Annotated in this window: 16 protein-coding genes; 5 read left to right on the forward strand and 11 right to left on the reverse strand. The window is 67.8% G+C overall.

The window, feature by feature from the left end:
- Window positions 1-30 precede the first annotated feature (30 nt).
- The 4 genes from AB7M35_RS06380 (at window position 31) to aat (ending at window position 3,902) form a co-directional block, all read left to right on the forward strand.
- Window positions 31-780 (forward strand): DsbA family protein, encoded by a 750-nt coding sequence (locus tag AB7M35_RS06380; RefSeq protein ID WP_453958156.1) that lies wholly within the window; start codon window positions 31-33, stop codon window positions 778-780.
- Window positions 781-1,322: 542 nt separating this feature from the next.
- Entirely contained in the window at window positions 1,323-1,784 is a 462-nt protein-coding gene (gene accB, locus AB7M35_RS06385; RefSeq protein WP_453960638.1) for an acetyl-CoA carboxylase biotin carboxyl carrier protein, read from the forward strand.
- A gap of 11 nt (window positions 1,785-1,795) precedes the next feature.
- Window positions 1,796-3,139: an acetyl-CoA carboxylase biotin carboxylase subunit gene (gene accC / locus AB7M35_RS06390; protein WP_453958157.1), complete on the forward strand. Its 1,344-nt coding sequence runs from the start codon at window positions 1,796-1,798 to the stop codon at window positions 3,137-3,139.
- Between the two features lie 97 nt (window positions 3,140-3,236).
- Entirely contained in the window at window positions 3,237-3,902 is a 666-nt protein-coding gene (gene aat, locus AB7M35_RS06395) for a leucyl/phenylalanyl-tRNA--protein transferase (RefSeq protein WP_453958159.1), read from the forward strand.
- Here aat and AB7M35_RS06400 read toward each other — a convergent pair.
- The 8 genes from AB7M35_RS06400 to AB7M35_RS06435 all read right to left on the reverse strand — a co-directional run bounded on the left by AB7M35_RS06400 (window position 3,885) and on the right by AB7M35_RS06435 (window position 11,678).
- A complete protein-coding gene (locus tag AB7M35_RS06400) occupies window positions 3,885-4,370 on the reverse strand; it encodes a DUF2155 domain-containing protein (RefSeq protein ID WP_453960641.1) in 486 nt (161 codons plus the stop codon). The two genes, aat and AB7M35_RS06400, sit on opposite strands and share 18 nt — an antisense overlap.
- Before the next feature lie 207 nt (window positions 4,371-4,577).
- On the reverse strand, window positions 4,578-5,330 hold the full coding sequence (locus tag AB7M35_RS06405; RefSeq protein WP_453958160.1) for a class I SAM-dependent methyltransferase: 753 nt from the start codon (window positions 5,328-5,330) through the stop codon (window positions 4,578-4,580).
- A gap of 81 nt (window positions 5,331-5,411) precedes the next feature.
- Entirely contained in the window at window positions 5,412-6,359 is a 948-nt protein-coding gene (locus tag AB7M35_RS06410; protein WP_453958161.1) for an amidohydrolase family protein, read from the reverse strand.
- Window positions 6,360-6,405: 46 nt separating this feature from the next.
- The gene (locus AB7M35_RS06415) at window positions 6,406-7,599 is read right to left on the reverse strand and encodes a M24 family metallopeptidase (RefSeq protein ID WP_453958163.1); all 1,194 of its coding nucleotides are present in this window, start codon (window positions 7,597-7,599) and stop codon (window positions 6,406-6,408) included.
- Between the two features lie 35 nt (window positions 7,600-7,634).
- Window positions 7,635-8,579: a D-2-hydroxyacid dehydrogenase gene (locus AB7M35_RS06420; RefSeq protein WP_453958165.1), complete on the reverse strand. Its 945-nt coding sequence runs from the start codon at window positions 8,577-8,579 to the stop codon at window positions 7,635-7,637.
- Between the two features lie 115 nt (window positions 8,580-8,694).
- Complete coding sequence (locus tag AB7M35_RS06425) at window positions 8,695-9,999, reverse strand: TRAP transporter large permease (protein WP_453958167.1); 1,305 nt, start codon at window positions 9,997-9,999, stop codon at window positions 8,695-8,697.
- Entirely contained in the window at window positions 9,996-10,487 is a 492-nt protein-coding gene (locus AB7M35_RS06430; protein ID WP_453958168.1) for a TRAP transporter small permease, read from the reverse strand. Before AB7M35_RS06430 ends, AB7M35_RS06425 begins: the two co-directional genes overlap by 4 nt.
- 168 nt (window positions 10,488-10,655) lie before the next feature.
- Entirely contained in the window at window positions 10,656-11,678 is a 1,023-nt protein-coding gene (locus tag AB7M35_RS06435) for a TRAP transporter substrate-binding protein (protein ID WP_453958169.1), read from the reverse strand.
- A 277-nt stretch (window positions 11,679-11,955) separates the two neighbouring features.
- Here AB7M35_RS06435 and AB7M35_RS06440 point away from each other — a divergent pair, with 277 nt between their 5' ends.
- Complete coding sequence (locus AB7M35_RS06440; RefSeq protein WP_453958170.1) at window positions 11,956-12,726, forward strand: IclR family transcriptional regulator; 771 nt, start codon at window positions 11,956-11,958, stop codon at window positions 12,724-12,726.
- Between the two features lie 75 nt (window positions 12,727-12,801).
- Here AB7M35_RS06440 and AB7M35_RS06445 read toward each other — a convergent pair whose 3' ends face one another.
- From AB7M35_RS06445 to AB7M35_RS06455, 3 genes are all read right to left on the reverse strand, one after another.
- A complete protein-coding gene (locus tag AB7M35_RS06445) occupies window positions 12,802-15,624 on the reverse strand; it encodes a valine--tRNA ligase (RefSeq protein WP_453958172.1) in 2,823 nt (940 codons plus the stop codon).
- Between the two features lie 201 nt (window positions 15,625-15,825).
- Entirely contained in the window at window positions 15,826-16,563 is a 738-nt protein-coding gene (locus AB7M35_RS06450) for a DUF2497 domain-containing protein (protein WP_453958173.1), read from the reverse strand.
- Between the two features lie 220 nt (window positions 16,564-16,783).
- Complete coding sequence (locus AB7M35_RS06455; protein ID WP_453958174.1) at window positions 16,784-18,094, reverse strand: TolC family outer membrane protein; 1,311 nt, start codon at window positions 18,092-18,094, stop codon at window positions 16,784-16,786.
- Between the last annotated feature and the right edge of the window lie 116 nt (window positions 18,095-18,210).

Consider the following 18,210-nt stretch of genomic DNA (forward strand, 5'->3'; position numbering starts at 1 on the left):
CGGCGCACCGCGCCCGATGGAGTTCAGCCCATGCGGCTTCTGACCGCCTGTCTTGCAGCGTCCCTGGCGTTTCTCGCCATCCCCGCATCCGCCGCCGAGTTCAGCGACAGCCAGAAGACGGAGATCGAATCGATCGTCCGAACCTATCTGCTCGCCAACCCCGAAGTCCTGGAGGAAGCCTTCAGCGCGCTTCAGGAGCGGCGTCGCGAGGCGGAGAGCGTCGCCCAGCGCGATGCGGTCGCCAAGAACAAGGAGGCCCTCGTCAACTCGCCGCGGCAGGTCGTCCTCGGCAATCCGGACGGCGACGTCACGCTGGTCGAGTTCTTCGACTACAACTGCGGCTACTGCCGTCAGGCCGCCGAGGATCTGGACAAGCTGATCTCCAACAATCCGAAGCTCAGGGTCGTGCTGAAGGAGTTCCCGGTTCTCGGGCCCCCGTCGGTCGAGGCGGCCCAGGTAGGCATCGCCGTGAACGAGGTCGCTCCCGAGCGCTACGGTGAGTTCCACGACGCCCTGCTGGGCTCCGAGGGGCGCGTCGACGGCAAGGCCGCGCTCGCCCTCGTCGACAAGCTCGGCATCGATCGCGCCGCGGTGGAGAAGGCCATGGACAGCGACGTGGTCCAGGCGACCATCGAGGAGGTCTACGGCCTCGCCAACACCCTCAGCCTCACCGGCACCCCTTCCTACGTCGTTGGCGATGCCGTCTACGTGGGCGCCGTCGGTTACGACACGCTGCAGGGCCAGGTGAACAAGCTCACCTGCGGCGAGGCGACCTGCTGAGACCCACCTGACGTCTGCGCAAGAAAGGACCTCGCGCGCGACCACGGGCCGCGCGTGATCCGCGAAGCGCCGCACGTTCCGGCCCGGGTGGCATCCGCCTCCCGGGCCGTTTTCATCGCACAGGCAGCCGCCGGACCGTTCCGCGATCGGCTCTCCGCCCTTTCTCTCCGCGCCGCGACATCCTATAAGACCCCCGTCCCGCATGGTCGGAGACGGTGCCTTTCGGCGCGATGCCCCGCACACGGGGCGCGAGACGCGACGCATCGGTTCTAGAGCAGGCGGGACGGCAGACGGCCGGCATACAGCCATTTCCCTTTTGGAATGGCAGCTCGGAAACGATCGCGTTTACCGAACGTTGAAGTGGCCGGGCGCAGCATGTACGCCATGACAAGCGTGCGGTTATCGCCTGCGCCTCTCAGTCTTTCGCCGGATCACGGGCCGGTTTCGGCCGGACGGGTGGGGATCCAGTCCACTTTGTCCTTCCGAACGCAGTTGGTCCGACAATGAAGAAGCTCTTCCCGCAACGACAACCGCCAGCGGACATGTCCAAGTCAAAATCGTCGATCGACCAGGATCTCATTCGCGCGCTCGCCGCGCTGCTCCACGAAACCGACCTGACCGAAATCGAGGTCGACCAGGAAGGGCTGCGCGTGCGGGTCTCCCGCAGCGCCCCGGCCGCGACCATGGTGGCGTCCGCGCCGCCCGCCGCGCGCAGCGAGCCGGCCGCCGAGGCCGCGTCGTCGCGGCCCGCTTCCGCGCCCGCCAGCGACGTCGGTGCCGTGAAGTCGCCCATGGTCGGCACCGCTTACATGTCCCCGGAGCCCGGTGCGCGCCCTTATGTCGAGGTCGGTGACACCGTTCAGGAAGGCCAGACGATCATGATCGTCGAGGCCATGAAGACCATGAACCAGATCCCGGCACCCCGCGGCGGCAAGATCACCGCGATCTTCGTCGAGGACGGCCAGCCGGTCGAATACGGCGAGCCCCTGGTGGCCATCGAATAGCGGGCAGCGACATGTTCTCGAAGGTCCTGATCGCCAACCGCGGTGAAATCGCGCTGCGCATCCAGCGCGCGTGCAAGGAACTCGGCATCCAGACCGTCGCGGTCCACTCGACCGCCGACGCGGACGCCATGCACGTGCGCCTCGCCGACGAAAGCGTCTGCATCGGACCGCCGTCGGCGCGCGACAGCTATCTCCACATCCCCGCCCTGGTCGCCGCCTGCGAGATCACCGGCGCCGAGGCCGTCCATCCCGGCTACGGCTTCCTGTCGGAAAACGCCCGCTTCGCGGAAATCCTCGAGGCGCACGGGATTGCCTTCATCGGTCCCAAGCCCGAGCACATCCGCATCATGGGCGACAAGATCGAGGCCAAGCGGACCGCGATCGAACTCGGAATTCCCGTGGTGCCCGGCTCCGACGGCGGCATCGAGGACGAGCAGGAAGCCATCCGCGTCGCCGAGGAGATCGGATATCCGGTCCTGGTGAAGGCCGCTGCCGGCGGCGGCGGACGCGGCATGAAGGTGGCGCGGCGACCCGACGAGCTGCTGAACGCGCTCGCCAACGCCCGCGCGGAGGCCCAGTCGGCCTTCGGCGACGCCTCGGTCTACCTCGAGAAATATCTCTCCACGCCCCGCCACATCGAGATCCAGGTTCTTGGCGACGGCAAGGGCAACGCGGTCCATCTCGGCGAGCGCGACTGTTCGCTGCAGCGCCGGCACCAGAAGGTCTGGGAGGAGGCGCTCTCCCCCGCACTCAACGCCGACCAGCGCGAGCAGATCGGCGAGACCGTCGCCGCGGCCATGCGCAAGCTCGAATACTCGGGCGCCGGAACCGTCGAGTTCCTGTACGAGAACGGCGAGTTCTACTTCATCGAGATGAACACCCGCCTGCAGGTGGAGCATCCGGTGACGGAGATGATCACCGGCATCGACATCGTCAACGAGCAGATCCGGATCGCCGCCGGCGCCTCGCTGTCCTTCAGCCAGAAGGACGTGCACTTCGACGGCCACGCGATCGAGTGCCGGATCAACGCCGAGGACGCGCGCACCTTCATGCCGTCGCCCGGCCGGATCACCCACTTCCACACGCCGGGCGGTCTGGGCGTCCGCGTCGATTCGGGCGTGTATCAGGGCTACGTGATCCCGCCCTACTACGACAGCCTGATCGGCAAGCTCATCGTGCACGGCCGCAACCGTGTCGAATGCCTGATGCGCCTCCGGCGCTGCCTCGACGAGTTCGTGGTGGACGGCATCAACACGACGATCCCGCTGTTCCGGGCGCTGGTGGACCACCCCGACATCGCCGACGGCCGCTACGACATTCACTGGCTGGAAGGCTACCTTGCCGAAACGAGCTGACGGCGCCACGCTGTGAGGAGGCCGGGCTGGCCGCGTCCCCTTGGACGCGCGTCTTCCGGTCGGCCCCACGCGCGTTGAACCCGGAGCCGAAGCCCGAATGGCGGAACCCCAGGACGTCCTGTTCGAAATCACCCCCGAGGTGCTTCTGAAGGCCTATGCCTGCGGGATCTTCCCGATGGCGGAATCGGCCGACGACCCAGGCATCTACTGGATCGAGCCCGAGCGCCGCGGGATCCTGCCGCTGGACGACTTCCACGTTCCCCGCCGCCTGCAGCGAACCGTCCGCCAGGACAAGTTCACCATCCGCATCGACACCGCCTTCGACGCGGTGATCGAGGGCTGCGCGGCGCCCGGCGAGAACCGCCGGCGCACCTGGATCAACGGGCGCATCCACCGCCTCTACTCCGACCTCCATCGGCTCGGCCATTGCCATAGCGTGGAGGCCTGGAAGGGGGACGCGCTGGTCGGGGGACTCTACGGGGTCCGCCTGGGCGGCGCATTCTTCGGGGAGAGCATGTTCACCGGCGTTCGCGATGCGTCGAAGGTGGCGCTCGTCCATCTCGTCGCGCGGCTGCGGGCGGGCGGCTTCACCCTGCTGGACTCGCAGTTCCTCACCGAGCATCTCGCCCGCTTCGGGGCGATCGAGATCAACCGGCACGCCTACCAGGCGCAGCTGGAGGTCGCGCTGGCGCAGACCGCGGACTTCTTTGCCCTCGACCGGACCGCCAGCGGCGCCGACGCGCTGTCAGTCCTCGACCTCTGACGGGTCGGGCTCCTGGTAGGTTTCGGTGGTCGGACGCGGCCGCGGCAGCGGGAACCAGCCCTCGGGCCGCTGGATCAGCCCCATGGAGTCCTGGGCGTACTTCGAGGTGTCGAAGCCTTCCGGCGGCGGCACCTCGGATGTCACCGTGCAGTCGGTCAGCCAGACGTCGTAGACGGCGTGGTCGACGGCGTTGAGGCCGGGGCTGGAGGCCAGCATCCAGCCCGTGAAGATGCGCTGGATCTTGTTGTCGAGGGTGATTTCGTCGACCTCGACGAACGCCGTGGTCTTCGGCTCCTCGCTGGGCGGCTGGGTGTGGCAGGCACGCGGGGTGACGCGCAGCGCGCCGAACTGGACGGTCTCGCCGACATAGACGTCGAAGGAAATGATCCGGCCGGTGATCTTGTCGAGACCGGAAAACCGCGCGACCGGATTATCGATCGGCTCGGCCCGCACTCCACTCGCGGCCATCGTCACCGCCAGTGCCAGGGCGGCTCCACCGACGATGTTCCGTACGCTCAACACCATGATGGAGGCAGACCTCTTGGCTCGTTTCCAGACGGCCGCCACGGGCCGTCGCACCTGAACGGGAAACTGCTTACCACTTGACCGGCAGGGGGAAAAGGCCGGTTGCGGCAACGTCTCCGCGACCAGTGCCCGCCGGGTACCCGCACGGCCTCAGGCGGGCTTCGTCGCTTCCACCCTGAGACGCACGTAGTCGGCCTCCCAGTTGCCCTCCTCGTCGCGGAGCGAAGGCTGCAGCAGCGCGACGACCTCGTCGAGTGCCGCCTCCCGCTCGTCGCCGCAGGCATCGAACAACGGGGCCCGGAAGACCTCGATCCAGGCCCGCATGCCGGCCGGAACCGGCGTCGGACGCGGAAAGCGGAGCACCCGCTCGACCTTGAATCCGGCCCTCTCCAGCACCTTCGAATAGGCGGCCTCGGTCGGAAAATACCAGGGCTTGGCGAGATCGGCGGCAAGGCCCCGATCACGCGCGATCGACTGGAACGCGGTGACGATCGCGGCACAGTTGGCGAAGCCGCCGAACTCCGCGACGAACCGCCCCCCGGGCTTCAGCGCGCGGAAGACGCCGTTCGCAACCGCGTCGGCATCCGGCATCCAGTGGAGGGCCGCATTGGAGAACACCGCATCGAACTCCGGACCGAACGCGAGCGCCTCGCCGTCGGCCCGGTGCGCATCGAGGCCGCGCCCCTTTGCCGCCGCGACCATGTCGGCGCTGGCATCGACCCCGACGACGGTGGCGCCGGAGGCGGCGATGTCGACGGTCAGCGCCCCGTCGCCGCAGCCGAGATCGAGGATCCGCTCGCCCGGCTTCGGAGCCAGCCATTCGGCCACACCAGCGCCCAACGTCGCCACGAACCCCGCGTCGCGCACGTAGCGCTCCGCCGACCAGTCCTGCGCTTCCGCCATCCCGAACCGTCCTTAAAAGACCCGAACCTGCGCATGGTCTACAGGCTTCGGGCCTGCCGCGCGACGATTTCCGGCCGTGGGTCAGAGCCGCAGAAGGCGCTCGGCGTTCTCGAAAGCCACCGCCCTGCGAACGCTCTCGTCGAGCGGCACTGTGTCGAGGAACTCGCCCGCCTCTTCGGCCTCCTCGAACGGATAGTCGGCCGCAAACAGCACGCTCTGGCTGCCGAGCGCGCTGAGCGCGCAGGTGAACGGCTCGGCCGACGACATGCCCGACGTGGTGACGATGATGTTGTCGCGGATGTAGTCGGACGGGTTCCGCTGCAGCTCGACGCCGTACAGCCTGGCGCGGCTGTCGAGGCGCCACAGCAGATAGGGGAGCGTCTCGCCGAGATGGCCGAGACCCAGGCGGGCCTTCGGGAACCGGTCGAACAGGCCGCCGAAGACCAGCCGCAGCGCATGGCTGCCGGTTTCCAGCGTCCACTCCCACGTGGCGCGACGCAGCGCCGGGTATCCCTCGAGAGCGGAGAACATGGAGACCGGGTCGGCGGGATGCAGATAGACGAGCGCCCCCGTCTCCTCCGCCGCCTCCCAGAACGGCGCGAACTCCGGCGCGTCGAGATAGCGGCCGTTGGTGTGACCGTTGATCATGACGCCGGCGAACTTCAGGTCGTCCATGCAGCGGCGCACTTCGGCCGCGGCGGCCTCAGGATCCTGCAGTGCGATGTGGCCGAAGCCCGAGTAGCGGTCGGGTCGCCGTGCGACCACTCCGGCGAGGAAGTCGTTCGCCTCGATGGCCTTTCGGCAGGCGACGGCGGTGTCCGGCTCCGCCTGCACACCGGGGCCGGCGGCCGACAGCACCGCGCGCTCGATCCCGGCCGCATCCATGGAGCCTAGACGTCCGTCGCCGAAATCGTTCAGCTTCGCGTAGATCGCATTGCGAAGTTCGGCCGGCACGTTGGCGACGGTGGCGCCCCAGTATTCCTCGATGCCGGGTGCGAGGAAATGCTCCTCGAGCGCAATCTTCTTCATTCGGCGATCCCTTCCCTGGCTGTCCCCGCGTCGCGGGTTCGAATTCTCAGACCTCGAAGATCCGTTTGTCGGTGGCGTGGAGGCAGGCCCCCGGCCCGTCCGCCTCGATCATGTAGTTGTCGCAGATCACCGCGAAGAGCGCGTCGGTCTCGTAGCCGGGATGAACGGCCAGACACATGCCCTCCTCCACGGTCATCGTCTCGTCGGCCCGGATGAGCGGCCGCTCCACCATGTCGTAGCCCTGGCCATGGGCGTACAGCCGGATCTCCGGCGGAAGGCCCCGGGCGGTCATGTAGCGGTCGTGGGCGGCGGCGACGTCTCGCGCCGGCGTCCCCGGCTTCAGAAGCGAAAGCGTGTGCTCCTGCGCCTCCCGGACCGCCGCGAAGGCATCTACGAGCGCGGTGGTGGCCTTGCCGAGCACAATGGTGCGGGCGATCTCGGTGTAGAACCCGCCGGGTCCGTTCACCTCTATCAGCAGCGAGAGGTGATCGCCGGCCTCGAGCGTGCGGCCCTGCAGGTAGCGCGGCATGAAGGGCGAGCGGGTGCCGAGGGGCGCGGAAGCGCCGAGATGGATGCCCTGCTCGCTGCCGAGCCGCTGCCCCTCCGCCTGGGCGAACGAGGTGACGTCGATGTCGCGCAGTCCTGGCCGGATATGCTCCAGCACGCGGGAGAACACCGTGTCCTGCAGCGCGGTGGCCCGCCGGATGAGAGCGATCTCCTCGTCGCTCTTGATCGCCTTGATCGCGTCGACCAGTGCGGTTGTGTCGACGATCTCCGCAATCCCGGTGAAGGCGTCGTAGAGGGCGGTCACGAGGCCCGTCGGAAGCGCCCCCGGACCCAGGAGCCCGATGGTCCTCACGCCGCGCCGCTTCAGGTCCGACACGACCAGATCGCCGTCGTAGCGATGGGTGTAATCGATGGAGAAGAACGATGGCGTCGTCAGGATCGTGCCGACGCCGCGATGGACGTCGTCATGCCCGCCGAGATCCCGGTGGCCGTCGAACACGCCCATCTCCACCACGGTCATCGGCCCGTCGGCGTAGAAGATGACGCTGCGCGGATAGCCGTTGTTGGCCGGCACGTCGGTGAACCACTTCACATAGCCGCCGAGCCAGTCGCTGGCATTCTGCATGACCAGCGCGTCGATGCCGCGCGCAGCCATCGCGGCGCGGACGAGCGCCCAGCGACGCTCCAGCTCGGCGGTCGAGATGCGGGTGGTGATGCGATCGGCGGTCGACATGGCGAGGCCTCGGGATTTCGGTGGGCGGACCACCGTCAATGGTCGATGAGATTGCGCATTTCGGCCGGGCGGCCGGCGAGGTAGAGCCGCATGTTGTCGACGATCAGCGGCAGGACATACGCCTCGTACTCGGTGAAGTAGCCGCCGATGTGCGGGCAGACCACGACGTTGGGCATATCCCAGAGCGGGCTGTCGGCGGGAAGCGGCTCGCGCTCGAACACATCGAGGCCCGCCCCGGCGATCCGGCCCCCGGACAGGGCCTCGATGAGGGCCGCCTCGTCGACGGTCTCGCCGCGTCCGACGCTGATGAAGTGGGCCGACGGCTTCATCGCGGCGAACACCGCCCGATTGATCCGGTGCCGATTGGCGGCGCTCCCCGGCAGGACGCTGATCAGGTAGTCGGCCGCTGCCGCCGTCTCCAGAAGCGCCTCGAGGCCGACGACCTGGTCGAACCCGTCCGCGGCGCGCGGCGTCCCGCTGACGCCGATCACCCGCATGCCGAAGGCCCGGAGGAGTTCGGCGATGGCCGAACTCGCCAGGCCCACGCCCACGATGGCGGCGGTCTTTCCGGCCAGCAGCGTCCACGGATTGCGCTGCCAGACGTGGTCGGTCTGGTTGCGGGCGAGCCGGCCAACCTGGTGGCTCTGGTTGAGCATCAGGAAGGCAACGGTCTCGCGCATCGCCGGACCGTGAATGCCGCGCGCCGAGGTGAGCCGCGTCTCCTTGCGCAGGTGCGGCGAGTTCAGGAAATGGTCGACGCCGGTGGCCAGCGACTGGATCCAGGACAGGCCGGTGGCGCGCCGCATGAGATCATCGGTGATGGCGATCCCGAAGGCCACAAGCACGTCTGCCTCGGCCGGGTCGATGGCAATGTCGGCGGCCGTTCTGGCGCCGTGCAGCGTGAGCTCCGGGAAGGTGCGCCGGAGTTCGTCCACGTACATGTCGGCGTAGGTGTCGAGGATCAGCACGGATGTGGTCATGGCAGTCGATCACTCCCCCGGGTCGATGCCGGCGCGCCGGACTGTCGCAATGCCTGGTTCCGGGCCGGCCCGGACGGGCGCCGGCAGACGAGGCGGATGTCGGACGTCATCGCGGTCAGCCGTAGAGCTGCGCGGGAAGCCAGAGGGCCAGTCCCGGGAACAGCATCAGCAGGATGATGAGAAGAAGCGGGGCGATCAGGAACGGCAGGATGCCGCGATAGATCGCCTTGATGTCGATGTCGCCCGCCTGCGCCTGGATCACGAACAGGTTCATGCCCACCGGCGGATGGATGAGCCCCACCTCCACGACGATCACCACGATGATCGCGAACCAGACCGGATCGTAGCCATAGCCGACGACGAGCGGCAGGAAGACCGGCACGGTGATCAGGATCATGCCGATGCCTTCGAGGAAGCATCCCATCACGATGTAGGCGAGGATGATCAGCAGCAGCAGCGCGGTGCCCGGCAGGTTGAGCGCCTCGGCCCAGCCCGCCAGCATCGAGGGCAGCTGGGTCTGGACGATGAAAAAGGAGAACAGGCTGGCGCCGATGATGATGGCGAACAGCACGCAACTCACCACCACCGAGTTCTCGATGGCCCGGCCGATCGTCGCCAGGGTGACGCGCCGTCCGATGATGCCCAGCACGATCGCCCCGAACGCACCGACTGCGGCGGCCTCGGTGGGGCTGAACACGCCGGCGTAGATGCCGCCGATGGTGCCGATGAAGAGAAGCAGGAACTGCCACGGCTGCCGGAGGGCGGCGAAGCGTTCGCGGGCCGAGACCTTCTCGGATGCCGGCGCGCTCTGGGGCCGCAGGTGCGCCACGGTGATCGCCACGAGGATGTAGAGCCCGGTCAGCAGCAGGCCCGGGATCAGGGCGGCGGCGAACAAACGTGGCACCGACTGCTCGGCGATCGCCGCGTAGATGACCAGGATGATCGACGGCGGGATGAGGATGCCGAGGCTGCCGCCGGCGGCAAGCGAGCCGGTGGACAGGCCGTCGTCGTATCCGGCCTTGCGGAGTTCCGGCAGGGCGATGCGCGTCATCGTCGCGGCGGTCGCCACCGACGAGCCGCAGACCGCCCCGAAGCACGCCGACGCCGCAAGCGTCGCGACCGCGAGCCCGCCTCGGACCCCCGACAGCATGATCCGGGCGGCGCTGAACAATTCGGCCGACAGCCGCGTCCCCGAGGCGACCTCGCCCATCAGCACGAACAGCGGGATGACCGACAGGTTGTAGGCGGACGCCATGTCGAACGGCGTCGTTCCGGCGATCGCCAATGCCGCCTGCGGACCCGACATGACGTAGCTTCCGAAGAAGCCGACGACCATCAGGACCACCCAGACGGGCACGCGCAGGAACAGGAAGACGAACAGGATGAGGACGCCGAACGCGCCGATCGCGGGGGCGCTCACTCGGCTGAACTCCGCGGATGGTTGTCCGGGTCGGGAGCGACGACGAGCGCCGCGATGGCCGCCAGGATGACGCCGACCATGCCGACCAGAGCCGCGATCCAGAGAAGGTAGATCGGCAGATCTAGGTCGATCTTGCGGTCGCCGTATTCATAGACCTGCCAGGCAGGGCCGGTCATCGCCCAGAACAGCAGGCAGAGGGCGGCGACGGAGACGATGTCGGCGAACCGGGTCAGAACCGCGACGAAGCGGCGCGAGACGAAACTGTCGATCAGGTCGATCGCGATGTTCTGGCGGCGGAAGAACACAGCCGCCATACCGTGGAACACGAACACCACGAGCATCACCTCGACGAGGTCGTACGACCCGCGGATCGGACTGTTGAAGAGATAGCGCAGCGTGACGTCGGCCACCGTCACCAGCATCATGACGATGAGCGCGGTCGAGGCGAGCCGGAGCTGGGCGCTCTGCAGGCGCGCCACGGCAGCCACGAAAGTGGACCGCGGCGGCCTTGGCGCAGGCGGTGAGGTGGTGGAATCGGACCCTGTCATGCTTCACGCCGCAGCTCGGGATCTACGCGCCGGCGGGCAATCGCGTCCCGCCGAAGGATCGACACCCCGCGGCCCGGCCGCGGGGTGTCCGGGAGCCTTGAAGCGTCCCTACTTCGTGTAGGCGTCGAGGAAGGCCTTGCCGGGCTTGCCGGCATCGTCGACCGCCTTCACGGCGCTCTCGACCTGGCCCTCGGCGGTCGCCTTCACCTTGGCGAGCTCAGCGTCGGGCAGCTGGATCAGCTCGACGCCCTTGGCGAGCAGCTTGTCCTTGCCCTCGACCTCGGCCGCATCCCAGCTCGCGCCGTAGGCCTCGGCCGCATCCGGCCCCGTCGAGGCGTCGATCAGCTTCTTCAGATCGTCGGAGAGCCGGTCGTAGCTGTTGGGATTCATGACGAGCGCGAAGGTGGCCGACGCCACACCGGGCTGCAGCGCGTACTTGGCGACCGTGCCGAGATCGAAGCTAGAAGCGCCCTCGAACGGGAACGTGGCGGCATCGATGATGCCCTTCGACATGGCGTCGGTCGTCTCCGGCGGCGGCACCGGGAGCGGAACCGCGCCCAGCGCGTCGATCAGGTTCTTGAACTGGACACCGGCGTAGCGGACCTTCAGGCCGTTGAAGCCCTCCACGGAACGGATCGGCTCCTTGGAGAAGAACATCAGCCGCGGCGTCACCGCCATCCAGAGGATCTTCAGGCCCTGGTGTTCATCCGCGAGATACTCCGGCGCGAGTTCCGTCAGGCGGCGCGACATCGCCGCGCTGGTGACCTCGCCCGAAGGAGCCACGAACGGAAGGCTCGCCAGCTCTGTGGTCGCGTAGCGGCCGGGCGTGGCGCCGTGCAGCGTGAAGGAAATGTCGCAGATGCCGTTGCGGGCGGCGTCGAACTGGCGGTTCGCCCCGCCGCCGAGCTGGCCGGCGGGATAGATCGTCAGCTTGAGCTCGCCGTTCGACTTCTGCTCGAGGTCCTCCGACCACGCCGTCAGCGCTTTCTGAACCGTGTGGTTCGGCGGCAGGAAATGGCAGGCCTTGAGCTCGGTGGCGGCATGAGCCGGCAGCGTCGTCGCCACGATACCCCCGAGCCAGACGGCCCCCGCCGCAAGCGCGACGGCAAACGGAATCCGATTGATCGGCACGTTCTCTCCTCCCCTTCGTCAGACGCCGTTCCGACGCCTGCTTCCCTATCGCTGCGATTTTTTACGTATATCGCATTATGGAACAGGTGTACCACTTGGTGAGCAGGCCTGCAAGCCGATCACGGTTGCCTGCGATTGCCGCTGCGGGATCGACCCCACCTGTGCGACACGAAGCGGCCGGATAGCCGTCCCCCGGACGCCTCCGAAAACGAAGGAGATCGGGGTTATTGTGCAGGATCGGCGCACGATTCGACGCAGATCGACCTGGAAAGGCCCAATGACGTCAGCTCCCGGAATGGAAAAGAGTTCGGTTCAGGTGATTGCCCGCGCGGCCGCGATCCTGCGCGCGCTGGAGGAACAGCCACAGGGGCTGAGCCTCGGCCAGATCGCCCAGCGCGTCGATCTCGCCCGCTCGACCGTCCAGCGGATCGTCGGTGCGCTTGAATCGGAGAAGCTCGTCATCGCGGCATCGCCCACGGGGCGGGTGCGCCTCGGCCCGCTGATCCTGCGGCTGGCGGACTCCGTGCGGACGGACTTCACCGCGATCATCCGCCCCTATCTGCTGCGGCTGTCGCACGAACTGCACGAAACGGTGGATCTGGCGGCGGTGAAGAAGGACCACCTGGTGTTCGTCGACCAGGTCGTCGGGCCCCAGCGGCTCCGGACGGTGTCGGCCGTCGGCGAAGCGTTTCCGCTCTACTGCACGGCCAACGGCAAGGCCTATCTGGCGACCCTGAGCGACGCGCAGGTGGTCGCGCTGATCGGCAAGCGGCTCGAGGCGCGGACCGACCACACCCTGACCGACGTCGAGGATCTCCTGGACGAGCTGGCGCGGGTCCGCCAGTCCGGGGTTGCCTTCGACATGGAGGAGCACGCCGTCGGCATCTGCGCGGCCGGCATTGCCTTTCGCGACACGCTGGGCAACGAGCTGGCGATTTCCGTTCCGGTGCCCACGCACCGGTTCGTGGTGTCGCAGACGTTCATTGCCGACAAGCTCGCCGAGACGAAACAGGCGCTCGAAGGCCACCTGTCGCTCGAGCCGGCCTGAGCGCCTTGGCGGCGCGCGCGCCGCCTTGCCCGGAGAGCCCGCCGGATGCCAAGCGGGCCCTTACCTTACTGAGGATCAGAGCCGCCCGAGGGCTTCCTGAACCTTGGCGCGGCGGCTCTCAGCCTCCTCGCGGCGCTCGCGCTGCTCTTCCACCACTTCTTCCGGCGCCCGCTCCACGAAGGACGGGTTGGAGAGCTTGGCGTCGATCTTCTTGATCTCGCCGGCGAGACGGTCGAGCTCCTTGCGCAGCCGCCCCCGTTCGGCATCGAGATCGACGACCCCCGACAGCGGCAGGCAGACCGCCACGTCGCCGAGGATGACCTGGGCCGACTGCGGCGGCGGCGCGTCCGCCTCGGATATCGCCTCGACGCGCGCAAGCCGCTTGATGGCGGCCTCATGGGTGGCGATCCAGCCCCGTTCCAGCGCGCTCGCACCGACGAGGACGATGGGGATCTGGGCGCCGGCCGGAACGTTCACCTCCGACCGCACCGAACGGATCTGGCTGATCAGCTCGACGAGCCAGTTGATCTCGCGCGCCGCCGCGTTGTCGGCGACCGAAAGCTCCGGCCACGACGTGAGCGCCAGGACGTTCGGGCGCGAGAAGCCCGCCTCCTCGGCCGTCCGCGCCCACAGCTCCTCGGTCAGGAACGGCATGAACGGATGCAGGAGCTTGACGATCTCGTCGATGACCCAGGCGGTCACGGCCTGCAGTTCGGTCCGGGCCGGGCTCTCGTCGCCCTGGAGGATCGGCTTGGAGAGCTCCAGGAACCAGTCGCAGAACGAGTGCCAGGTGAAGGAGTAGACCGCGCCGGCGGCGTCGTTGAACCGGTAGGTCTCGATCGCCTCGGTGACGGCGGCGGCCGTGCGGGCCGTCTCCACGACGATCCACTGGGAAAGCGTCTCGCGGACCGTCGACGGATCGAAATCCGCCAGCGGCTTGCAGCCGTTCATCTCGGCGAAGCGCGCGGCATTCCACAGCTTGGTGGTGAAGTTTCGGTAGCCCTGGACGCGGGCCGGCGCGAGCTTGATGTCGCGCCCCTGGGCCGCCATCGCGGCAAGCGTGAAGCGCAGGGCGTCGGCGCCGAACTGGTCGATGAGATCGATCGGATCGATCACGTTGCCCTTCGACTTCGACATCTTGGCGCCCTTCTCGTCGCGGACGAGGGCGTGGATGTAGACGGTACTGAAGGGCGCCTGGTCGGTGAAGTGCAGGCCCATCATCATCATCCGGGCGACCCAGAAGAAGATGATGTCGAAGCCCGTGACCAGCACGCTGGTCGGATAGTAGCGGGCGAGTTCCGGCGTCTTGTCCGGCCAGCCGAGCGTCGAGAACGGCCACAGCCCTGAAGAGAACCAGGTGTCGAGGACGTCCTCGTCGCGGTAGAGCGCGACCGTGTCCGCCGACGGGTTTTCCCAGGCGGCCACCGCCTCGGCCTTGCTCATCACGGTAGCGGGGCGGCCCAGCATGTCGGCGGCCGCCTGCAGCGCCTCAGCCTCGGACTTCGCGACGAAGATGCTGCCGTCCGGGCCGTACCAGGCCGGGATCTGATGGCCCCACCACAGCTGGCGCGAGACGCACCAGGGCTGGATGTTCTCCATCCACTCGAAATAGACCTTCTCCCAGTTGCCCGGAACGAAGGTGGTGTCGCCGCGGCGGACGGCCTCGATCGCCGGCTTCGCCATGGTGGCGGCGTCGACGTACCACTGGTCGGTGAGGAACGGCTCGATGACCACGCCCGACCGGTCGCCGTGCGGAACGGTGTGGACGTGGGGCTCGATCTCGGCGAGCAGCCCGCGTTGTTCCATCAGCGCCACGACGGCCTCGCGTGCCTGGAACCGGTCGACGCCATTCAGCGCCATGACGTCGGCAAAGTCCGCGTCGTCGCCGACGCCGTCCAGGAAATCCTCGTTGTCGCGCACCGCGATCCGCGCTTCCTCGTCGAGGATGTTGATCATCCGCAGCCCGTGGCGCCGGCCCACCTCGAAGTCGTTGAAGTCGTGGGCGGGCGTGATCTTCACCGCGCCGGAACCGGTCTCCGGATCGGCGTAGTCGTCGGCGACGATCGGGATGCGGCGACCGACGAGCGGCAGCACCACGTGCTTGCCGATCAGCCCCGCATAGCGCGGATCGTCGGGGTGGACCGCAACCGCGGTATCGCCCAGCATGGTCTCCGGCCGCGTGGTGGCGACGACGATGTAGTCGCGGGTCTCGTACTCGGTCGGCTCGCCGCTCTCCTCGTCCCAGGCGACCGGCGCTTCATACGTGTGGCCGCCCTCGATCGGGTAGCGGAAGTGCCAGAGGCTGCCCTTCACCTCGACCTGCTGGACCTCGAGGTCGGAGATCGCGGTCAGGAAGCGCGGATCCCAGTTCACCAGCCGCTTGTCGCGATAGATCAGCCCGTCCCGGTGAAGCGCGACGAACACTTCCAGGACCGCGGCCGACAGCCCCTCGTCCATGGTGAAGCGCTCGCGGCTCCAGTCGCAGGACGCGCCGAGCCGGTGCAGCTGGTTCTGAATGGTGCCGCCGGATTCGGCCTTCCACGTCCAGATGCGCTCGACGAACGCCTCGCGGCCCAGCGCGCGGCGGTCCGGCTCCTGACGCTCGGCGAGCTGGCGCTCGACCACCATCTGGGTGGCGATGCCGGCATGGTCGGTGCCGGGCTGCCAGAGAACGTCGCGGCCGCGCATGCGCTCGAAGCGGACGAGAACGTCCTGGAGCGTGTTGTTGAGGGCATGGCCCATGTGCAGCGAGCCGGTGACGTTGGGCGGCGGGATGACGATGGTGAACGGCTCGGCGCCGTCCCGCGCGCCCGCACCCGCCCGAAAGGCGCCGGCCTCTTCCCACAATTTGGCAATGCGCGGTTCTGCGGCCGCGGCGTCAAAGGTCTTGTCGAGCATAGGATGCAAATCCGGGATGGCCGTTGGGGGCGAACGAACGGTTCGTAAAGCCCAAACCGGCAGGCGCCGTCAACATCGGCGCGGATTGTTGAGAGTAGCATCGCGGGCGCGCATGCGCCACGCGCCGCACATTCGGCAGCCATGTGGACGGGACCGCGAGGTCGGTGCGGCTACGAGCCCGAGGCCGGGCGGCCGGCTGCCCTACCTCCGACGCGACGCGCGGGCAATTTCCTGCTGCACCAGCCGTTCGACGATGGGCGGAAGGTTCTCGTCCAGCCACGCCCGAAGCATGGGGCGCAGGCAGTCCTGCACCACCTCTTCGAGACCGCGGCTCGCCGGAGCGTCGACCGAGCGGGCCAGCGTGTCGAACGAGGACCCGACCGCTTCGTCGCTGCGACCGGAAAGGAGACGGCGGATCTCCTCAGCGTCGGGCGAAAAGGCGTCGGCGGCGGCCTGCGGTTCCCAGGCATCCCTGAAGTCGAACCCGTCGTCGACGGGGCGGGATAATGGCTCGAAGCTGTGAGGCTCCTGGGAACGTGTCTGCGACGCATCGCCCCAGTGGTCGAACGTCTCGGCCGGCGACCGTTCGTCATAGCCGGCGTCATCGTCGTCGAGCACGCCCTGCTCAAGCGCGGCCGAGAACGCCTCCATGTCGGGCGCGCCCCACCCGCTCCCGTAGGCGTCGCCCGATGCATGCGCGTCGCCAATCGGAAAGGCATCTCGAATGCTCTTCTCGATCAGGTCGGGAAGCGTTGCAGGATCCAGGCCCGCAAACTCGTCATGCGACGCCATCTCCTGCTCGAACGCGTCGGAGAATCCGTAGTCGGGCGCGGGGGACGGGTCTTGTGCAGCCGGCTGGTCGTCCTCGGAAATGATCCGCCGGATCGACGCCAGGAGCTCCTCCATCGACGGATCGTATTTCGGCTGGGCCGTCGCCATCGTTCTCCCCGAACCCCCTGCCATCGGGCGCGGCCGGATCGGCGCGCCACGAATCACATCGTGTTAACCATGATAGCAGCCACCACCCGCCCGACGAACGCGTGTCCCCCAACTTTGCTGGATGGCTGGGCCGGAGGGATGGTGCGTGGTGGAAAAGTTCGCCCGCGGAGCTGACTTCAGGGACAGGCGCGGAGCCCGCGGGCTCCGCGCGGGATGGCGATCAGCGGCCGTCGGGCGTCCGCATGCCGATCCACTTGTCCTTGACCGCCTTGTAGTGCGAGTCCGGCTGGTAGCGCGCGACGCGAAGGTCGAGCATCTCGACGCCGAGCTGTCCGGTGGTCGACAGCAGCGAATAGGCCGCCACCACCTTGTTGCGTTCGGCCTGCACGAGCGTCACCTGGGCGTCGACGAGGTCGCGCTGGGAGTCGAGGACGTCGAGGGTGGTGCGCTGACCGACCTTCTGCTCCTCGATCACGCCCTGAAGGGCCAGCTGCTGCGCGAACACGCCGGTGCGCGCCGCCTGGATCGACGCGACCGAGGCCTGATAGTCGGCCCAGGCCTGGACGATAGCCTGACGGACCTGATCGCGCAGGATGTCGACCTGGATGCGGGCGTAGCCGAGATCCTCCTTCGCCTGACGGACCTGGGAGGAGACGCGGCCACCCTGGTAGATCGGGATGTTGACGTTCAGCGTGACCTGGGCGGAATCGGAATAGTCTGCCGACCCGTTGTCGTAGGTCCGGCCGACCGATCCGTTGAGGGACACGTCCGGCATGAACTGACCCTCGAGGGTCTTCACGTTGTACTGGGCGACGTCGACGTTGTGGATGGCCGACTGGATGGCCGGATGATTGTCCTGGCCGATGGCGAGGGCCCGGTCGAGCGAGGGCGGCAGCTTCGCGGACAGGTTCAGGTTGTCGACGAGGTTGCGGGCATCCAGGCCGGTCACCTGCCGGAACGTCGCCTTGCTGGACGCCAGGTTCGCCTCGGCGAAGTTGAGGTCGGACTGCGCCTGTGCATAGCGCGCCTGGGACTGGCTGACGTCCGTGCGCGTCCCCTCACCCACGTCGAGGCGATCGTTCGAGGCCTTCACCTGTTCGTTCAGGAAGGTGACGTCGCTCTGGCGCAGGCCGACGATCGACGTGTTCTGGATGACGTCCTCGAAGGAGGTGGCGGCGTCGAGCAGCACCGACTGCTCGGAGTTGCGCAGCAGTTCGCGCTGGGCACGGACCGCGGCCTTGGCCTGCAGCACCGAGTTCTTGGTCTGGAAACCCTGAAAGATCGGCTGGGTGAAATTGAGCCCCACCCCGATCGGATTGTTCGCGCCGCTGGCGTTGAACTTCTGGCTGGTCAGCGGCGAATAGACGCCATGCAGGCCGGTGTACTGGGATGACGCGGAAAACGTGCCGAAGATCTGCGGGCGGATGCCGGACTTGGCCAGCGGCACGCCTTCGTCGACGGAGCGCAGCTGCGCTCGCGCCTGGTTGAGTGTCGGGTTGTTCGAATAGGCCGACGCCAGCGAATCCTTCATCGTCTGGGCCGCGGCGGGTGCCGCTCCCAGAAGACAGGCCAACGCAGTGACGGCCAGCGGAGCGAAGAGCCCCGTGCTTTTGGACGATCCTGTACGCAACAAAGCCCCCTTTGCAG

This window comes from Amorphus suaedae (genome assembly GCF_053629675.1).